This window comes from Tenacibaculum sp. TB-53, from assembly GCF_059716285.2.
This window is the reverse complement of sequence record NZ_CM202790.1, coordinates 1,003,421-1,020,439: the sequence shown is the minus strand read 5'-3', so window position 1 is coordinate 1,020,439 and position 17,019 is coordinate 1,003,421. Positions and strand designations below refer to the sequence as shown.

The 17,019-nt window shown below is 31.3% G+C and carries 16 protein-coding genes and 1 pseudogene; 8 read left to right on the top strand and 9 right to left on the bottom strand.

Annotated features, from left to right (window positions below):
- Positions 1–41: 41 nt before the first annotated feature.
- Entirely contained in the window at positions 42–1,019 is a 978-nt protein-coding gene (locus AC3VJB_RS04645; protein ID WP_047788745.1) for a YheT family hydrolase, read from the bottom strand.
- 99 nt (positions 1,020–1,118) lie between these two features.
- Between AC3VJB_RS04645 and AC3VJB_RS04640 the strand changes: the two genes are divergently transcribed.
- Entirely contained in the window at positions 1,119–1,871 is a 753-nt protein-coding gene (locus tag AC3VJB_RS04640) for a CDP-alcohol phosphatidyltransferase family protein (protein WP_172644834.1), read from the top strand.
- A gap of 539 nt (positions 1,872–2,410) precedes the next feature.
- Here the strand turns inward: AC3VJB_RS04640 and lptB are convergent.
- The 4 genes and pseudogenes from lptB to AC3VJB_RS04620 form a co-directional block, all read right to left on the bottom strand.
- Positions 2,411–3,145, bottom strand: a pseudogene (gene lptB / locus AC3VJB_RS04635) (LPS export ABC transporter ATP-binding protein); the annotation flags it as partial.
- Positions 3,146–3,231: 86 nt separating this feature from the next.
- Positions 3,232–3,579 (bottom strand): carboxymuconolactone decarboxylase family protein, encoded by a 348-nt coding sequence (locus AC3VJB_RS04630; RefSeq protein WP_047788746.1) that lies wholly within the window; start codon positions 3,577–3,579, stop codon positions 3,232–3,234.
- The gene (gene tatC / locus AC3VJB_RS04625; protein WP_167713796.1) at positions 3,554–4,375 is read right to left on the bottom strand and encodes a twin-arginine translocase subunit TatC; all 822 of its coding nucleotides are present in this window, start codon (positions 4,373–4,375) and stop codon (positions 3,554–3,556) included. Before tatC ends, AC3VJB_RS04630 begins: the two co-directional genes overlap by 26 nt.
- Before the next feature lies 1 nt (position 4,376).
- Complete coding sequence (locus AC3VJB_RS04620; RefSeq protein WP_047788748.1) at positions 4,377–5,348, bottom strand: KpsF/GutQ family sugar-phosphate isomerase; 972 nt, start codon at positions 5,346–5,348, stop codon at positions 4,377–4,379.
- Between the two features lie 146 nt (positions 5,349–5,494).
- Between AC3VJB_RS04620 and AC3VJB_RS04615 the strand changes: the two genes are divergently transcribed.
- Genes AC3VJB_RS04615 through AC3VJB_RS04605 form a run of 3 tightly spaced genes read left to right on the top strand, consistent with a single transcriptional unit; the run spans position 5,495 to position 8,725 of the window.
- The gene (locus AC3VJB_RS04615) at positions 5,495–7,690 is read left to right on the top strand and encodes a RecQ family ATP-dependent DNA helicase (protein WP_047788749.1); all 2,196 of its coding nucleotides are present in this window, start codon (positions 5,495–5,497) and stop codon (positions 7,688–7,690) included.
- A gap of 13 nt (positions 7,691–7,703) precedes the next feature.
- Positions 7,704–8,132, top strand: a complete 429-nt coding sequence (locus AC3VJB_RS04610; protein WP_047788750.1) for a VOC family protein — start codon at positions 7,704–7,706, stop codon at positions 8,130–8,132.
- Positions 8,132–8,725, top strand: a complete 594-nt coding sequence (locus AC3VJB_RS04605) for a YdeI/OmpD-associated family protein (RefSeq protein ID WP_497666814.1) — start codon at positions 8,132–8,134, stop codon at positions 8,723–8,725. The genes AC3VJB_RS04610 and AC3VJB_RS04605 overlap by 1 nt, the downstream gene beginning before the upstream one ends.
- On the opposite strand, the gene AC3VJB_RS04600 is transcribed toward AC3VJB_RS04605, so the two are convergent.
- From AC3VJB_RS04600 to porX, 4 genes are read right to left on the bottom strand one after another with little or no spacing between them, the layout of a single operon-like run.
- Entirely contained in the window at positions 8,722–9,093 is a 372-nt protein-coding gene (locus AC3VJB_RS04600; protein ID WP_497666813.1) for a DUF4258 domain-containing protein, read from the bottom strand. The genes AC3VJB_RS04605 and AC3VJB_RS04600 overlap by 4 nt on opposite strands.
- A gap of 38 nt (positions 9,094–9,131) precedes the next feature.
- On the bottom strand, positions 9,132–10,328 hold the full coding sequence (locus AC3VJB_RS04595) for an alanine dehydrogenase (RefSeq protein WP_047788753.1): 1,197 nt from the start codon (positions 10,326–10,328) through the stop codon (positions 9,132–9,134).
- Between the two features lie 6 nt (positions 10,329–10,334).
- Positions 10,335–10,748: a tRNA (adenosine(37)-N6)-threonylcarbamoyltransferase complex ATPase subunit type 1 TsaE gene (tsaE, locus tag AC3VJB_RS04590; RefSeq protein WP_159491043.1), complete on the bottom strand. Its 414-nt coding sequence runs from the start codon at positions 10,746–10,748 to the stop codon at positions 10,335–10,337.
- 50 nt (positions 10,749–10,798) lie between these two features.
- Positions 10,799–12,346: a T9SS response regulator signal transducer PorX gene (gene porX, locus AC3VJB_RS04585; RefSeq protein WP_159491107.1), complete on the bottom strand. Its 1,548-nt coding sequence runs from the start codon at positions 12,344–12,346 to the stop codon at positions 10,799–10,801.
- 152 nt (positions 12,347–12,498) lie between these two features.
- Between porX and AC3VJB_RS04580 the strand changes: the two genes are divergently transcribed.
- The 4 genes from AC3VJB_RS04580 to lpxA all read left to right on the top strand — a co-directional run bounded on the left by AC3VJB_RS04580 (position 12,499) and on the right by lpxA (position 17,008).
- Positions 12,499–13,731 (top strand): HD domain-containing protein, encoded by a 1,233-nt coding sequence (locus tag AC3VJB_RS04580; protein ID WP_437824702.1) that lies wholly within the window; start codon positions 12,499–12,501, stop codon positions 13,729–13,731.
- A gap of 65 nt (positions 13,732–13,796) precedes the next feature.
- Positions 13,797–14,837, top strand: coding sequence for a UDP-3-O-(3-hydroxymyristoyl)glucosamine N-acyltransferase (lpxD, locus tag AC3VJB_RS04575; protein WP_047788756.1), 1,041 nt, complete (start codon positions 13,797–13,799; stop codon positions 14,835–14,837).
- On the top strand, positions 14,830–16,221 hold the full coding sequence (locus AC3VJB_RS04570) for a bifunctional UDP-3-O-[3-hydroxymyristoyl] N-acetylglucosamine deacetylase/3-hydroxyacyl-ACP dehydratase (RefSeq protein ID WP_167713800.1): 1,392 nt from the start codon (positions 14,830–14,832) through the stop codon (positions 16,219–16,221). The genes lpxD and AC3VJB_RS04570 overlap by 8 nt, the downstream gene beginning before the upstream one ends.
- Position 16,222: 1 nt before the next feature.
- Positions 16,223–17,008 carry an acyl-ACP--UDP-N-acetylglucosamine O-acyltransferase gene (gene lpxA, locus AC3VJB_RS04565; RefSeq protein WP_047788758.1) on the top strand — a complete coding sequence of 262 codons (786 nt, stop codon included), beginning with the start codon at positions 16,223–16,225 and terminating at the stop codon, positions 17,006–17,008.
- The last annotated feature ends 11 nt before the right edge of the window (positions 17,009–17,019 follow it).

Below are 17,019 nucleotides of genomic sequence, written 5' to 3'. Positions count from 1 at the left end.
ATAAATCTGATTAATATAATTGGGGTTTTTAAGGTTGTTGTTTAAGGTTTAATTCCAAGAGTTTCATGAATAAACTTTGAAATACGTTGCTCTAGCCACTTGTTTTCTGTATTAGAAAAAGAAGATATAAAACCAACATGACCTCCATAATTTGGTGTGGATAAATAAAAGTTTTTCATGTTTTTAGCTTCTTTTATTGGGTAACACTCTTTTGATAAAAAACTATCATCTAAAGCATTTATGAGTAATGTAGGTACTTTTATTTCAGGAATGAAAGGTTTTGCACTTGCTTTTTCCCAATAATCCTCTGAACTTTTAAATCCAAAAACAGGAACTGTATATTGTTTTTCTAAATGTCTAAATTTATTTGCTTTGAATAAAAGTTCTTTATCAAGCTGAAAATCAGGAAATTTTTCGGCTTTTTGTAACAGTTTCAACTTCATGGTACGTAAAAACTCATTTAGGTAAATTTTGTTTTTTAGTTTGTTTAATTCGGCTTGAGATGATGTTAAATCCACAGGGACAGATACAGCTATTCCTCCTTTTATTTCGGAAGGAATATTGTTATACTCTCCTAAAAACTTCAGTGTTAGGTTACCTCCTAAGCTAAAACCAATAATTATAATATTTTCGTAATTATAATTGCTGTTTAAATGTTTAATAATAAACTCAACATCATCAGTTTTTCCACTATGGTAAGTTTCTAAAAGTAAATTATCTTCTCCGCTGCAACCTCTTAAGTTCATGCAAACTGTATCGAAACCAATATTGTTTAAATGATTAGATGTTCTGATCATATAGTTTGATTGAGAACTTCCTTCTAGTCCGTGAATTAATAACACAAGTGATTTAGATTCTACTATGGAAAAATCTAAATCAATAAAATCAGCATCCCAGGTTGTGACTCTTTTTCGGTTATATTCAATAGTGTCTTTCATGAATAAAGGTCGGTAAACAGTGTTGAAATGAGCACTTTTAAAAGGTAAACTAGGAGAAAATGTATCTGAAATGATTGGCATAATACTATTTTATAGCTTTTTAAACAAAGATGACAAAAAATAGCTAAAATGTAAAAACCATTGAATGATTTCTTATTTTAGCTGTAAATTATGAATACTATGAATATTAAAAAATATATCCCTAATTTATTAACTTTAGGAAACCTGTTATGTGGTACTATTGCTACTATTTTTGCTATAAAAGGTGATTTTTTTGCTACAGCAATTTTGGTAATGCTAGGGATACTTTTTGATTTTTTTGATGGATTTGCCGCTCGTATGTTAAAGGTACAGGGTGAATTAGGAAAACAGTTAGATAGTTTAGCAGATATGGTAACGAGTGGGGTAGTACCGGGAATTGTAATGATGCAAATGTTGGTGAATGCTTTAGACATAGATGCTGTTGGATATTTTGGAGTTGATGAATACGGAGCAACAGGTAGTAACTTACCATATTTAGGATTATTGTTAACACTGGGAGCTGGATATCGTTTAGCGAAGTTTAATATTGATGAGCGTCAATCTGATAGTTTTATAGGTGTGCCGACACCAGCAATGAGTTTATTTGTGATTTCATTGCCATTAATAGCTCAATTTGATAAAGAATCGTTTTTAATAGGTTTTATTGAAAATCAATACTTTTTGATATTAATTACAATACTATTTACGTACCTAATGAATGCTGAAATTCCGTTATTCTCTTTAAAGTTTAAAAACTTTTATTTTAAAGATAATGTGATTAAGTATGTGTTTTTAACTTTGTCGGTTATATTAATTGTAACGCTAAAAATAGTAGCAATTCCAATGATTATTCTTTCTTATGTAATACTATCTATAGTAAATAATTCAGACAAAAAGCTTTCTTTAAAATAGAATTAGTTACCCTTTTAAATAAAACAAAAAAGCACGTTATAAATCAACGTGCTTTTTTGTTTTTGAAAGTTGTTTTAGGTGTCTTTTTAAGTTTTAAAAATATTACTTATAAAATGGTAATTGTCTAAAGATATTTTATCTTCAACAAAGACTTTACTTATAAGTTTGTTTTTTGATAACTCTCCTTTTTTATACACATCCCAGCTTTCGTTATTTCTATTGGTTAATATAATTTTATCAGCGTTTATTTCAAAGTTGCACCAATCATTATAATTAGCTATTTTTTTATAGCCATGATCAGAAACTTTAATGTTTCCTTTCACCTCTAAGCCTTTTATATCAATTGAAAGATTACAGAAATCAACAAAGCTCATATTATCGGCAGGTACTACAAGAAATGAATTAACATTTCCTTTTTTTCTATATAGTTTAAAACCTTCTTTTAAATTATGAGTGCGGTATGCTTCTGAGAAAGAAGAGAAGATATCTTCTTCTTTTGCGTTTTCAATTATAAAATGATTTTGTGTTACAGCTTGATTATCAAATTTCTTCTTTTTAAGCTCAAAATCCTTTCCAAGATATACTCTACGAACAGTTTCGTCTTCAGCCAGTTCTTCAGGAGTTCCTTCTTTTAAAATACCTCCATTATACATTAAGTAAGTTCTATCTGTGATTGCCAATGTTGCTTGTACATCATGATCGGTAATTAAAATACCAATATTTTTATTTTTCAGCTGTGCTACAATTCCTTGAATATCTTCCACCGCAATAGGATCTACACCAGCAAAAGGCTCATCTAATAAAATGAATTTAGGGTCAGAAGCTAAACAACGTGCTATTTCTGTTCTACGACGCTCGCCACCAGATAACAAATCACCACGGTTTTTACGTACATGTCCTAAACTAAATTCATCAATTAGCTCTTCTAAACGTTGTTTTCTTTCAGCTTTAGTTCTGTCAGTAAATTCAAGAACTGACATAATATTATCTTCCACTGAAAGTTTTCTAAAAACAGAAGCTTCTTGTGCTAAATAACCAATTCCTTTTTGAGAACGTTTGTACATAGCATCGGTAGTAATTTCTTCATCATCTAAAAAAATATGACCATCATTAGGTTTAATCATTCCTACTATCATATAAAAAGAGGTTGTTTTACCAGCTCCGTTAGGACCTAATAATCCAATAATTTCACCTTGCTCAACCTCTAAAGAAATTCCTTTAACTACTTTTCTACTACCGTATACCTTTTGTATGTTGTCTGCTCTTAACTTCATTTATTTTTGTTGAAAATAGAATTGATTAAAGAATAAAAGTAACAAAACTGTTTCTTAAAAACTTCTTAAATCAATTTATACATAAATTAAGCTTCGTTTTCTAAAGCTTCCCAAAACTCTACAGCTCTTCTTAAATGAGGAATAACAATAGTACCGCCTACTAATGTAGCAATGCTCATGGTTTCCATCATTTCCTCTCTTGTTACACCATTTTTATATGCTGTTTCTAAATGGTAAGCAATACAGTCATCACAACGTAATACAGCAGAAGCTACTAAGCCTAAAAGTTCTTTTGTTTTTACGGGAAGATGTCCTTCTGTGTATGCGTTAGTATCTAAATTAAAAATACGTTTGATTACTTTATTGTCTGAAGCTAAAATCTTTTCGTTCATTTTAGCACGATAGTCGTTAAACTCTTGGATTTTTTGTGACATTTTTTTGTTGTTTTTTTATGGCAAATTTTGATACATATATACTCATCTCATATAAGATCATAATAGGAACTGATACTATTATTTGGCTAGCCACATCTGGAGGTGTAATAATTGCAGATAATACCAACACCACTACTAAGGCGTGCTTACGATATTTTCTTAAAAAATCTGGTGTAATCAATCCTATCTTAGAAAGAAAGAAAATAACTACAGGAAGTTCAAAAAATATAGCTACGCCTAATAATGTGTTAGTAATAAGACCAATATAGGCTTCTAATTTAAAATTATTTTGTATGGCGTCTGATATTTCAAAATTATAAAAGAAGTATACAGACATAGGTAAAATAACATAATAGCTAAACAAAATACCTAGAAAGAATAGAAAAGAAGAAGTAAAAATAAATCCTTTTGATTTTTTCTTTTCACTTTCGTGTAAACCAGGAGCTATAAATCGCCAAAATTCCCATAAAATATAAGGAAAAGCAACTACAAAACCTAAAATTAGAGAAGACCAAATCCCTGTCATTAATTGTTGAGTAGGATTTAAAGCTTGTAGTGTTTGTTTGAATTTTATTGTACAAAAGCTACTGTCAATTCCAATAGAAGAAAATACTTTACAAAAGAATTGATAGGTTGCAAAATCGGGTTTTAGATGAGCTAAAAGTATCTCGTTAAAAACAAAATTAATGTTTGCAAAAATTACAATTGCAACAATAAAAATAGCTACAAAACTTCTTACTAAATGCCATCTTAGCTCTTCAAGATGGTCTAAAAAAGACATTTCTTTTTCTGCCATCTTAAAATATTCCTTCTTTAATTAAATCGTGTAAGTGAACTACACCTACATAATTGTTATTAATGTCAGTAACTAAAATTTGAGTGATATTATTGTTTTCTAACGTGTCTAGAGCTTCAACAGCCATAGCATCTGCATCAATTGTTTTTGGTGATGTACTCATAATATCAGCAGCGGTAAGTTCATCTATCTTTGTCGTTTTACTTAACATTCTACGAATATCTCCATCAGTAATGATTCCTGTAATTTTATTATTAGTATCAACAACAGCAGTCACACCTAGACGTTTTTCAGAAATTTCTACAATTACTTGGGTAACTTTGTCGATACTTTTCACCTTAGGTAATTCGTTATTTTTAATAAGGTCAGAAACTCTTAAGTATAACCGCTTACCTAAAGCACCTCCAGGATGATATTTTGCAAAATCACTACTTGAAAAACCTCTTAATTCTAATAAGCATACAGCTAAAGCATCTCCTAAAACTAACTGAGCTGTTGTGCTAGTTGTTGGAGCTAAGTTATTAGGACAAGCTTCTTTTTCAACAAAAGAATTTAAAAGGAAGTCAGCATTTTTTCCTAAGAAAGAGTCAGGATTCCCTGTTATAGCGATAATTTTGTTGTTATAGTTTTTAATTAAAGGTACTAAGACTTTTATCTCAGGAGTATTTCCACTTTTAGAAATACAAATAACTACATCGTTATCCTGTACGTTACCTAAATCACCATGTATAGCATCAGCAGCGTGCATAAAAACAGCAGGTGTACCTGTTGAGTTAAAAGTAGCGACCATTTTAGTTGCAATATTGGCACTTTTTCCAATACCAGTTACAATAACACGACCTTTTGAATTAAATATAAAATTAACAGCGTCCGTAAACGAGCTATTTAATAAATTTGCTAAATTAGCAATAGCATTACTTTCTAAAAGGATAGTTTCTTTTGCGGTTGAGAGAATAGCGTTTGCGTCTTTCAAGTTAAAAAAGTTTTAAATATATTTTAAAGTGTAAAAATAGGAATAATTTGAGAAGAAAATCTTTTTTAATAAAAAGAAAGTTTACGTTATGTATTGTTGGGAATTTTTGTAAATTAGTTCTCGTTTTTAATTTTTGATATTAGAAGATGAATAAAGAGCAGACGGATTTATATGGATCATTAAAAAAAATCTTCGGATTTAACCAGTTTAAAGGGCTACAAGAAGATGTAGTTAACAGTGTGTTAGAGAATAAAAACACATTTGTTATTATGCCAACTGGGGGTGGTAAGTCACTATGTTATCAATTACCTGCCTTAATGAAGGAAGGTACAGCAATTGTGGTATCGCCATTAATTGCTTTAATGAAAAACCAAGTAGATGCCATTAGGGGTATTTCTGAAAATCATGGAATAGCCCATGTGTTAAATTCTTCGTTGAACAAATCGGAGATTGCACAAGTAAAATCAGATATTGAATCGGGAATTACCAAGTTATTGTACGTAGCTCCTGAATCTTTAATTAAAGAAGAGTACGCTGAGTTTCTAAGAAGACAAAAAATATCATTTGTAGCTATTGATGAAGCGCACTGTATATCTGAATGGGGACATGACTTTAGACCTGAGTATAGAAACCTGAGAAATATTATTAAACAGATTGATAATGTACCAATTATTGGTTTAACTGCAACTGCAACAGAGAAAGTACAAGAAGACATTCTTAAAACTCTTGGAATGTCAGATGCAAATGTGTTTAAAGCATCTTTCAACAGATCAAATTTATTCTACGAAGTTAGACCTAAGACTAAAGATGTAGAAAAGGACATTATTCGCTTTATAAAACAACGACTAGGAAAATCAGGTATTATTTACTGTTTGAGTCGTAAAAAAGTGGAAGAAATAGCGCAAATTTTACAAGTTAACGGAATTAATGCTGTTCCTTACCATGCAGGTTTAGACGCAAAAACACGTGTAAAGCATCAAGACATGTTCTTAATGGAAGATTGTGATGTTGTAGTAGCTACGATTGCTTTTGGTATGGGAATTGACAAGCCAGATGTTCGTTTTGTAATACACCACGACATTCCTAAAAGTTTAGAGAGTTATTATCAAGAAACTGGTAGAGCAGGACGTGATGGAGGAGAAGGTTATTGTTTAACTTTTTATTCGTACAAGGATATCGAAAAGCTTGAGAAGTTTATGGCGAACAAGCCTGTTGCCGAACAAGAAGTTGGACATGCTCTATTACAAGAAGTCGTAGGGTACGCTGAAACATCAATGAACAGACGTAAGTATTTACTGCATTATTTTGGAGAAGAATTTGATGAAGTAAATGGAGAAGGCGCTGATATGGATGATAATATGCGAAATCCTAAGAAGAAGCACGAAGCTAAAGATGAAGTAGTAACTTTGTTATCTGTTATTAGAGATACTAGTGAAATGTATAAACCAAAAGAAATTGTAAACACAATTATTGGTAAAGAAAATGCATTGTTAAAATCTCATAAAACAAACGATCAACCTTTTTTTGGTATTGGTAAAGCTAAAGATAATCATTACTGGATGGCTTTAATTCGTCAAGTTCTAGTTGCAGATTTAATCAAGAAAGAAATAGAACAGTATGGAGTTCTAAAATTAACAAAAGAAGGTAAAGAGTTTATAAAAAATCCATCATCATTTATGATGACAGAAAATCACGTTTATAAAACAGCAGATGATGGTACTATTATTACCAATGAAAAATCAGCAGGAGGAGTAGATGATAAATTGGTAGTAATGCTAAAAGATTTAAGAAAGAAAGTAGGAAAACGTTTAGGAGTTCCTCCTTTTGCGGTTTTTCAAGACCCATCTTTAGATGATATGGCATTAAAATACCCTGTAACATTAGATGAACTGGCAAAAGTTCATGGTGTTGGTGAGGGTAAAGCCAAAAAATATGGTAAAGATTTCGTTGCGCTTATTTCAAAATATGTGGAAGACAACGATATTATGCGCCCTGATGATTTAATAGTTAAAAGTACTGGAGTTAATTCTGGATTAAAGTTATACATCATTCAAAATACAGATAGAAAATTGCCTTTGGAAGATATTGCTAAGTCTAAAGGTTTAGAAATGTCTGAATTAATAAAAGAGATGGAGGCTATTGTGTTTTCGGGAACTAAACTTAATATTGATTATGCAGTAGATGACTTACTTGATGAGGATCAGCAGGAAGAAATTCATGATTATTTTATGGAAGCTGAGACAGATAAAATTCAAGAAGCCTTGGATGAGTTTGATGGAGATTATGATGATGATGAATTACGATTAATGCGTATTAAATTTACCAGTGAAATAGCTAACTAAAAAACTTAACAATATGCAAGCAAGTACTTACTTACATTTTAACGGAAACTGCAAAGAAGCAATGACTTTTTATGCGGATGTTTTAGGTGGTGAAATGACAATGTTGATGCAATTTAAAGATGCTCCAGAAGAAGTTTGTAAAAACATTCCTGAAGAAGCAATGGAATTAACAATGCATTGTACTGTAGAAGCAGGAGGTTTCTCTATTATGGGGTCTGATTTTTTAAATGAAAAAGAAGCGTTTACAAAAGGAAATAACTTTGCAGTAAGTATAAATACTGAAGACGAAGATGAAGCAGTTGCTATTTTTAATGGACTTTCTTCTGACGGGGCTTTTGTTATGATGCCTTTTGAAGAAGCTTTTTGGGGAGGTAAGTTTGGAATGTTAAAAGATAAGTATGGTGTAAATTGGATGGTGTCTTTAGAAGAACAAATAGCGTAATGAACCCTAAAGTAACACAATATATATTAGATAAAAATAATTGGACGCAAGAGTTAAATCTCTTGCGTTCTGTTTTTATGGATCTTCCTGTTGAAGAAACTATTAAATGGGGAGCACCTGTTTATGTACATAAAGGAAAAAATATAGTAGGATTATCTGCTTTTAAAAACTATTGTGGTTTATGGTTTTTTCAGGGGAGTTTTTTAGTTGATAAAGAAAAAGTATTAGTAAATGTTCAAGAAGGAAAAACACAAGCAATGCGTCAATGGCGATTTAATGAATTGGGTGAGATTGATACCATACTTATTAAACAATATGTATTAGAAGCTATTAAAAACTCTGAAGAAGGAAAAGAATTAAAAGCTAAAAAGAATACTAAACCCATAATTATCCCTAAAGAATTACAGTTAGAATTGGATAAAAACGATAGGTTAAAGGAAACTTTTAACGAGTTTACTTTGAGTAAGCAAAGAGAGTTTATCAATTATATTTCTGAAGCAAAAAGAGTAGCGACCAAAGAAAAACGGCTTGAAAAAATAATTCCGATGATACTAAACGGTATAGGACTGTATGATAAGTATAAAAATTGTTAGTTAATTGTAATCTTATCAATTGTAGCAGTTGAGTCACAACGTATAACATATAAGTCAATGTGACTTAAGCTATCTTTTCCAATTATAAAGTACTCTGCACAAGGTTTTAAACGAGGTTTGCTTTTTCCAAAATCTACATCTCCATTATTTAAAATAGTAGAAATGGTAGTAGTATCAATCTTTGAAGTAGCTAATATTTGCTGAGCGTTATCAGAAAACAAACGCTTTTTTATTCTAATAGTCTTTAAAGTACGAGCATCCATTCCATAATCGAAAGAAACATCTTTACCTTTCCAAATAAAAAGAACGACTAAACTACCTAAGGCAATCCCTATTAAATAATAACCAACACGTTTTAACCACTGCATAATTTAAAAATTGAAGTGCAAAAGTAAGTAAAATTGAACTATAAAATCAATAAATTAATATCTCTATAAGGAAGGTCAAACCAGTCCGCTACAGTTTTATTAGTTAAGATTCCATGGTAAAAATACATGCCATTACGTAAACTTTTATCAAAGCGAGCCGCATTTTCAAAACCTCCTTCTTCAGCTATTTCTAGGAGGTAAGGAGTGAAAATATTACTAATAGATACAGAAGCTGTTCTAGAATATCTAGAAGGAATATTAGGCACACAATAATGTATTACCCCATGGTTGGAAAAAGTGGGTTTACTATGTGTGGTAACTTGAGAAGTTTCAAAACAGCCACCTCTATCAATGCTAACATCAACAATAACAGCACCATCTTTCATTTGTTCAATCATTTCTTCAGTAACAACCACAGGAGAGCGGTCTTTTCCTCTAATAGCTCCTATAGCAACATCACAGCGCATTAAAGCTTTTTGTAGGGTTTTAGGCTGAATTGTTGACGTATAAATAGGTGCTTGTACACATGATTGCAAATTACGAAGTTTTGTTATTGAGTTGTCAAAAACTTTAACTCTTGCACCCAGTCCAATTGCTGTTTTAGCTGCAAATTCTCCAACAGTTCCTGCACCTAAAATAACTACATCAGTTGGAGGAACTCCTCCTATATTTCCTAGTAATAAACCATTTCCTCCATTAGAAGCAGTCATAAGCTCAGCTGCAATGTGCATAGAGGCAATTCCGGCAATTTCACTTAGTGATTTTACTATAGGAAATACACCGTGTTCATCTTTAATATAGTCAAAAGCAATTGCTGTTACTCTTTTTTTAGCAAGAGCTTCAAAGTATTTTTTGTTTTGTGTTTTTAATTGTAGAGCAGAAATTAAAACCGTTTGAGGGTTTAACATCTGAATTTCTTCTAAAGACGGTGGTTCTACTTTTAGTACAATATTACAAGCAAAAGCTTCTTTGATATCGTAGGATATTTTTGCACCAGCATCAGAATATTCTTGGTCACTATAATTAGCTCCTTCACCAGCACCAGTTTCAATTACAATTCTATGTCCGTGAGCTACTAATGCAGCTACAGCATCAGGAGATAAACTAATTCTTTTTTCTTCAAAATGAGTTTCTTTTGGTAACCCTATAAATAAATCTCCTTTCTGCTTTTTAATTTCAAGCATTTCGGTTTGTGGCATTAACTGCTCTTTGGTAAAAGGTGAAATAGAACCCATCTAAATTTAGTTAGTTTTTAATTGAATGTTTCGTTGCCCGTTTTCTAGCAAGCTAATTGATATTGAAACAGTATCTAAAGGTAGTAAATTTTTAACATTTTCAGGCCATTCAACTAAACACCAGTTATTGCTGTATAAATAGTCTTCAACCCCCATATCATAAGCTTCTTCTTCGTCTTCAATACGGTAAAAATCAAAATGATATACTGTTTCGTTTGAGTTGGTTTTATACTCGTTTACCAAAGAAAAAGTAGGAGAATGGGCAATGTCTTCTACACCCAAAACTTTACATATTTCTTTAATTAATGTCGTTTTACCAACTCCCATTTCTCCATAAAAAAGTAATATTTTATGTTGGGAAGTAGCAATGATTTCTTTAGCTACAGCTGTCAACTCGCTAAGTGAATAATTTCTGTTCATAAGTAGCAAAAATAATGAAGTAATGTTTGTTAATAAAATTTACTTTTTCACTATTTTGGATTATAAACAGCACAAGGAATAATCATTTCTTCGAGTGAAACTCCTCCATGTTGATAAGTATTTTTATAATACTTTACAAAGTGATTATAATTGTTTGGATAAGCAAAAAACAGATCTTCTTTTGTAAATATAAAAGGGCTATTAATAGCTATTGAGGGTAAGAAAATATCTTTTGGATTTTTAACCGCATATACATCTTTATCTTCATAGCTCAAACTTCTACCAGTTTTATATCGTAAGTTAGAACTGATGTTTTTATCACCAATAACTTTGGTAGGATGTTTACAATTTATAGTACCATGATCGGTTGTAATTATTAACTTTTGTCCTAATTTTTGTGCTTTTTGAATAATCTCATAAAGAGGCGAGTTTTTAAACCAGCTCACTGTTAAAGAACGATACGCTTTATCATCACCAGCAAGTTCTTTAATAACTTCCATTTCAGTTTTGGCATGCGAAAGCATATCAACAAAGTTATAAACTACAGTAGTAAGATCATTTTGTCGTGTTCCATTGTAGCTGTCAGCTAAGTCCTTCCCACTTTTTAAAGAAACTATTTTGTAATATTCATGTGTAATATTTAGACCTAAACGTTTTATTTGTTCATCTAAAAAATTAGCCTCAAATAAATTTTTTCCCCCATCATCAGTATCATTTTTCCAATAGTTTGGATGTCTTTTTTCCATTTCAGAAGGCATTAACCCAGAAAATATAGCATTACGTGCATATTGAGTCGCTGTGGGTAATATACTATAATAAGAGTATTCTTCTTCTTTCTTGAAATAATTATTAATAAAAGGTTCTAAAACTCTGTATTGGTCATAACGGAGGTTATCAATCACTACCCATAAAACTCCCTGGCTTTTGGATAAATTAGGGACTATATAATCTTTAAATAAAGTGTGCGAAAATGTGGGTTTATCATCTCCTGTTAACCAATGTTGGTAATGCTTTTTAATGAACTTAAAAAATTGTGAGTTGGCTTCAGATTTCTGAGATTCTAAAATCTCTAACATCCCCGTGTCGTTGATGTTTTCCAGCTCAAGTTCCCAATGAACTAATTTTTTATAAAGTTCAGCCCATTCCTCATAAGAATTAACCATAGCTAAATCCATCGAAATTTTTCTAAACTCTTGTTGGTAACTAGATGTTGTTTTTTCTGAAACTAAGCGAGAGTGGTCTAAATTCTTTTTTAAACTCAATAGTATTTGATTTGGGTTTACTGGCTTGATTAAGTAATCAGCAATTTTTGAACCAATAGCTTCTTCCATAAGATACTCTTCTTCACTTTTAGTAATCATAACAATAGGAAGGTTTGTATTCTTCTGTTTGATTTCTGAAAGTGCTTCTAATCCAGTAATACCTGGCATGTTTTCATCTAAAAAAACAATATCAAAATTATTTTCACTAACCAAGTCAATAGCGTCTGTACCATTGGTGCAGGTTGTAACTTTGTAATCTTTTTTTTCTAAAAAAAGTATATGTGGTTTTAATAAATCTATTTCATCATCTACCCAAAGAATATGTATGTTTCTCATCATAATTTTCAATTTATTTACTACCTAAATAACGCCTAAAAGCTGTTTTGTTGTGTTTTTAAAAGCTAAAAATACGTTAATTAAACGCTGGTTAATTTGGTTTTGTAGATAAATTATGATTTTTTTGTTTAAAATTCAAGGATTTATACATTTTGAAGAAATCAAAAACCAACAAACTAAAGATAATTAACGATCCTATTTATGGGTTTATCTCCATACCAAATTCTCTAATATTTGATATTATCGAGCACAAATATTTTCAAAGGCTACGTAGAGTTACACAAATGGGCTTGTCAAACTTGGTTTATCCTGGAGCTAACCACACACGTTTTCATCACGCAATAGGCTGCATGCATTTAATGCAAAAAGCGGTACATGTATTGCGAATGAAGAACGTTGAAATTTCAGAAGAAGAAGCAAATGCTTTATATATAGCTATTTTGTTACATGATATAGGTCATGGAGCATACTCACATGCCTTAGAGCATAGCATTGTGAATGGAATAACTCACGAAGAAATTTCATTAAAATTTATGAAAGTCTTGAATGATGAGTTTGATGGGAAGTTAAGTTTAGCTATTCAAGTATTTGAAGGGAAACACCCACGTAAGTTTTTATACCAATTAATATCAAGTCAATTAGATATTGACCGATTGGATTATTTAAAAAGAGATAGTTTTTTTACCGGAGTAGCAGAAGGAAACATTTCATCAGATCGTTTAATAGCAATGATGAATGTGGTGGATAATGAATTGGTTATTGAACAAAAAGGAATTTATTCGGTAGAAAAATTTGTTATTGCGCGACGCCTAATGTATTGGCAAGTTTATTTACATAAAACAGGTTTAGTAGCTGAAAACCTTTTGGTAAGCATATTAAAGAGAGCAAAGGAGTTAGCAACAAAAGGAGTAGAGTTACCTTCTAGTAGAGCACTCAAGTACTTCTTGTATAATCCGATAAATAAAGAAAATTTCTCAAATGCAACATTAGAAATATTTTCAGAGTTAGACGATTATGATGTTTTATCAGCAATAAAAGAATGGAAGAATCATGAAGATTTTATATTATCTACATTAGCAACAAAAATTATAGACAGAAGTTTGTTAAAGATTGAAATTCAGGAAAAACCATTTACTGAGGAGCATATTGAAAAGAGGCGTAGAAAGCTCAGAAAATTTGTAGACTTAAGTGAACAAGAGCTCGAATATTTTGTTTTTTCAAATGAAATAAAACATCAAGCATATAATACAAAGAAACCAATTAAAATTTATACAAAAAAAGGGAAGTTAAAAGACATAGCAAAGGCTTCTGATCAGCTAAATCTTAAAGCATTAACAAAACCTGTAGTAAAATATTACCTGTGCTATCCTAAGAAAATAAAGTAGGTGAATACATAGAAACAAACTCTAATCAAGAAGTATTTGAACAAAAATAATTACTTTTGCAGATAATGAAATTTACAGCAAAACAAATAGCCGATATTTTAGAAGGAGAGATTGATGGAAATCCAGGAGCTGAAGTATCCACACTTTCTAAGATAGAAGAAGGCAAGCAAGGTTCTTTAACCTTTTTATCAAACCCAAAATATAACTCATATATATATACAACCAAAGCATCGGTAGCTATTGTAAATAAAAGTTTTATTCCTGAAAAGGAAATAGAAACTACTTTGATTAAAGTAGAAGATGCGTATAAAGCATTTTCAAAACTTCTGGAGTTTTACAATGAGGTAAAGAATAATAAGCAAGGAAGAGAAAATCCTCATTTTATTGCTGAATCAGCTACTATTGGAGATAACGAGTACATTGGAGCTTATGCTTATGTTGGAGAAAATGTGGTTTTAGGTAATAATGTTAAAATTTATCCTAATTCTTATATAGGCGATAATGTTACTATTGGCGATAATACAGTTGTTTTTGCAGGAGTAAAAATTTACTCTGAAACCGTTGTAGGTGATAATTGTAAGATACATTCAGGAACAGTTATTGGAGCAGATGGTTTTGGATTTGTACCAGATGAAAATGGAGAATATAAAGCAATTCCACAAATAGGAAACGTTATTATAGAAGATAATGTAGATGTTGGGTCTAATTCAACTATTGATAGAGCTACTCTTGGATCTACAATAATTAGAAAAGGAGTAAAATTAGATAACCAAATTCAGATAGCTCATAATGTAGAGATTGGTAAAAATACCGTGATAGCTTCTCAAACAGGGATTGCAGGATCAACTAAAATAGGAGAAAACTGTATGATTGGAGGTCAAGTAGGTATTGTTGGTCATATCACTATTGGAAACAATGTGAAGATCCAAGCCCAATCAGGGATAGGAAAAAGTTTAAAAGATGAAGAAGTAGTACAAGGTTCTCCAGCATTTGGATATTCAGACTACAGTAAGTCATATGTACACTTTAAAAACTTACCAAAATTAGCAACTACAATACATAAAATAGAAAAAGAGTTGAATGCTCAAAAAATAAAAAATGAGTAAGAAACAAAAAACAATACAAAACGAAGTTACGTTATCAGGTGTTGGATTGCACACTGGTAATGAAGTTACAATGGTTTTTAAACCAGCTCCAGAAAATCATGGATTTGCTTTTAAGCGAGTAGATTTAGAAGGGGAACCCGTGATAGAAGCAAAAGCTGATTATGTAACAAATACGCAAAGAGGAACAAACCTTGAAAAAAATGGCGTTCAAATACAAACATCTGAACACGTTTTAGCTGCTGCTGTTGGTTTAGACATCGATAATTTGCTTATTGAAATTAATGCTTCTGAACCTCCAATAATGGACGGATCGTCTAAATTTTTTATAGAAGCTCTAGAAGAAGCTGGAATTGTTGAGCAAGAAGCAGAAATTGAAGAGTATGTGGTAAAAGAAGTTATTTCATATAAAGATGAAGTAACAGGAAGTGAAATTATTTTAATGCCTTCAGATGAATACCAAGTAACTACTATGGTAGATTTTGGAACTAAGATTTTAGGTACTCAAAATGCCACATTAAATACAATTTCAGACTTTAAAGAAGAAATTTCAGCGGCAAGAACATTTAGCTTCTTACACGAAATTGAAATGTTGTTAGAAAATGATTTAATTAAAGGTGGAGATTTGAATAACGCTATTGTCTATGTTGACAAAGAGTTGTCTGACAGTACAATGGAAAAGTTAAAAAAAGCCTTTAATAAAGACAACATAACAGTAAAGCCTAACGGAGTTTTAGACAACTTAACATTACATTGGGCTAATGAAGCTGCACGTCATAAATTGTTAGACGTTATTGGTGATTTAGCTTTAACAGGTACTCGAATTAAAGGTAAAGTAATTGCTAACAAACCAGGACATTCCGTAAACACTGCTTTTGCTAAGAAATTAGCTAAAATCATTAAAAAGGAAAAAAGAAACAATGTTCCTTCTTATGATTTAAACCAACCACCATTAATGGATATCCATAAAATAATGGATATTTTACCTCACAGACCACCATTTTTATTGATTGATAGAATTATTGAATTATCAGACAAGCATGTGGTAGGTATGAAAAATGTAACAATGAATGAAAATTTTTTTGTTGGACATTTCCCTGGAGCACCAGTTATGCCAGGAGTTCTTCAAGTGGAGGCTATGGCACAATGTGGAGGAGTTTTAGTATTAAATACAGTTCCTGACCCAGAAAACTATTTAACATACTTCATGAAAATGGATAATGTTAAATTCAAGCAAAAAGTATTACCAGGAGATACATTAATATTTAAAAGTGAATTAATAACTCCAATAAGAAGAGGTATTGCTCATATGCAAGCTTATGCATACGCTAATGGAAAATTAGTATGTGAAGCAGAGCTTATGGCACAAATTTCAAAAGTAAAATAATATGAATCAACCACTTGCGTACGTTCACCCTCAAGCAAAAATAGCTAGGAATGTAGTTATTGAACCTTTTACAACTATTCATGCAAATGTAGAAATTGGATCAGGAACATGGATAGGTTCTAATGTAACTATCATGGAAGGTGCACGCATCGGTAAAAATTGTCGAATTTTTCCAGGAGCTGTAATTTCAGCAATCCCTCAAGATTTAAAGTATAATGATGAGGATACGACTGTAGAAATAGGAGATAATGTAACCATAAGAGAGTGTGTAACCATTAATAGAGGAACACTTGATAGAATGAGAACAGTTATTGGTGATAACTGTTTAATAATGGCTTACTGTCATATTGCGCACGATTGTAAAGTGGGAGATAATTGTATCTTTTCAAATAATTCAACATTAGCAGGACATGTAACTGTTGGTGATAATGTAGTGTTAGCAGGTATGGTGGCAGTACATCAATTTGCTTCTGTAGGTAATCATGCCTTTGTAACAGGTGGATCCTTGGTACGTAAAGATGTTCCTCCTTATGTAAAAGCAGCAAGAGAACCTTTATCATACGTGGGGATCAATTCTGTAGGATTAAGAAGAAGAGGATTTAGCACTGAAAAAATAAGAGAAATTCAAGACGTTTACCGTATATTGTTTCAAAAAAATTATAATAATACTCAGGCTATAGATATTATAGAGGCTGAAATGGAAGCAACTTCAGAAAGAGATGAGATTATTCAGTTTATCAAAGATTCGCATCGTGGAATCATGAAAGGATATTTTAAAGCAAATTAATTATTAAAATT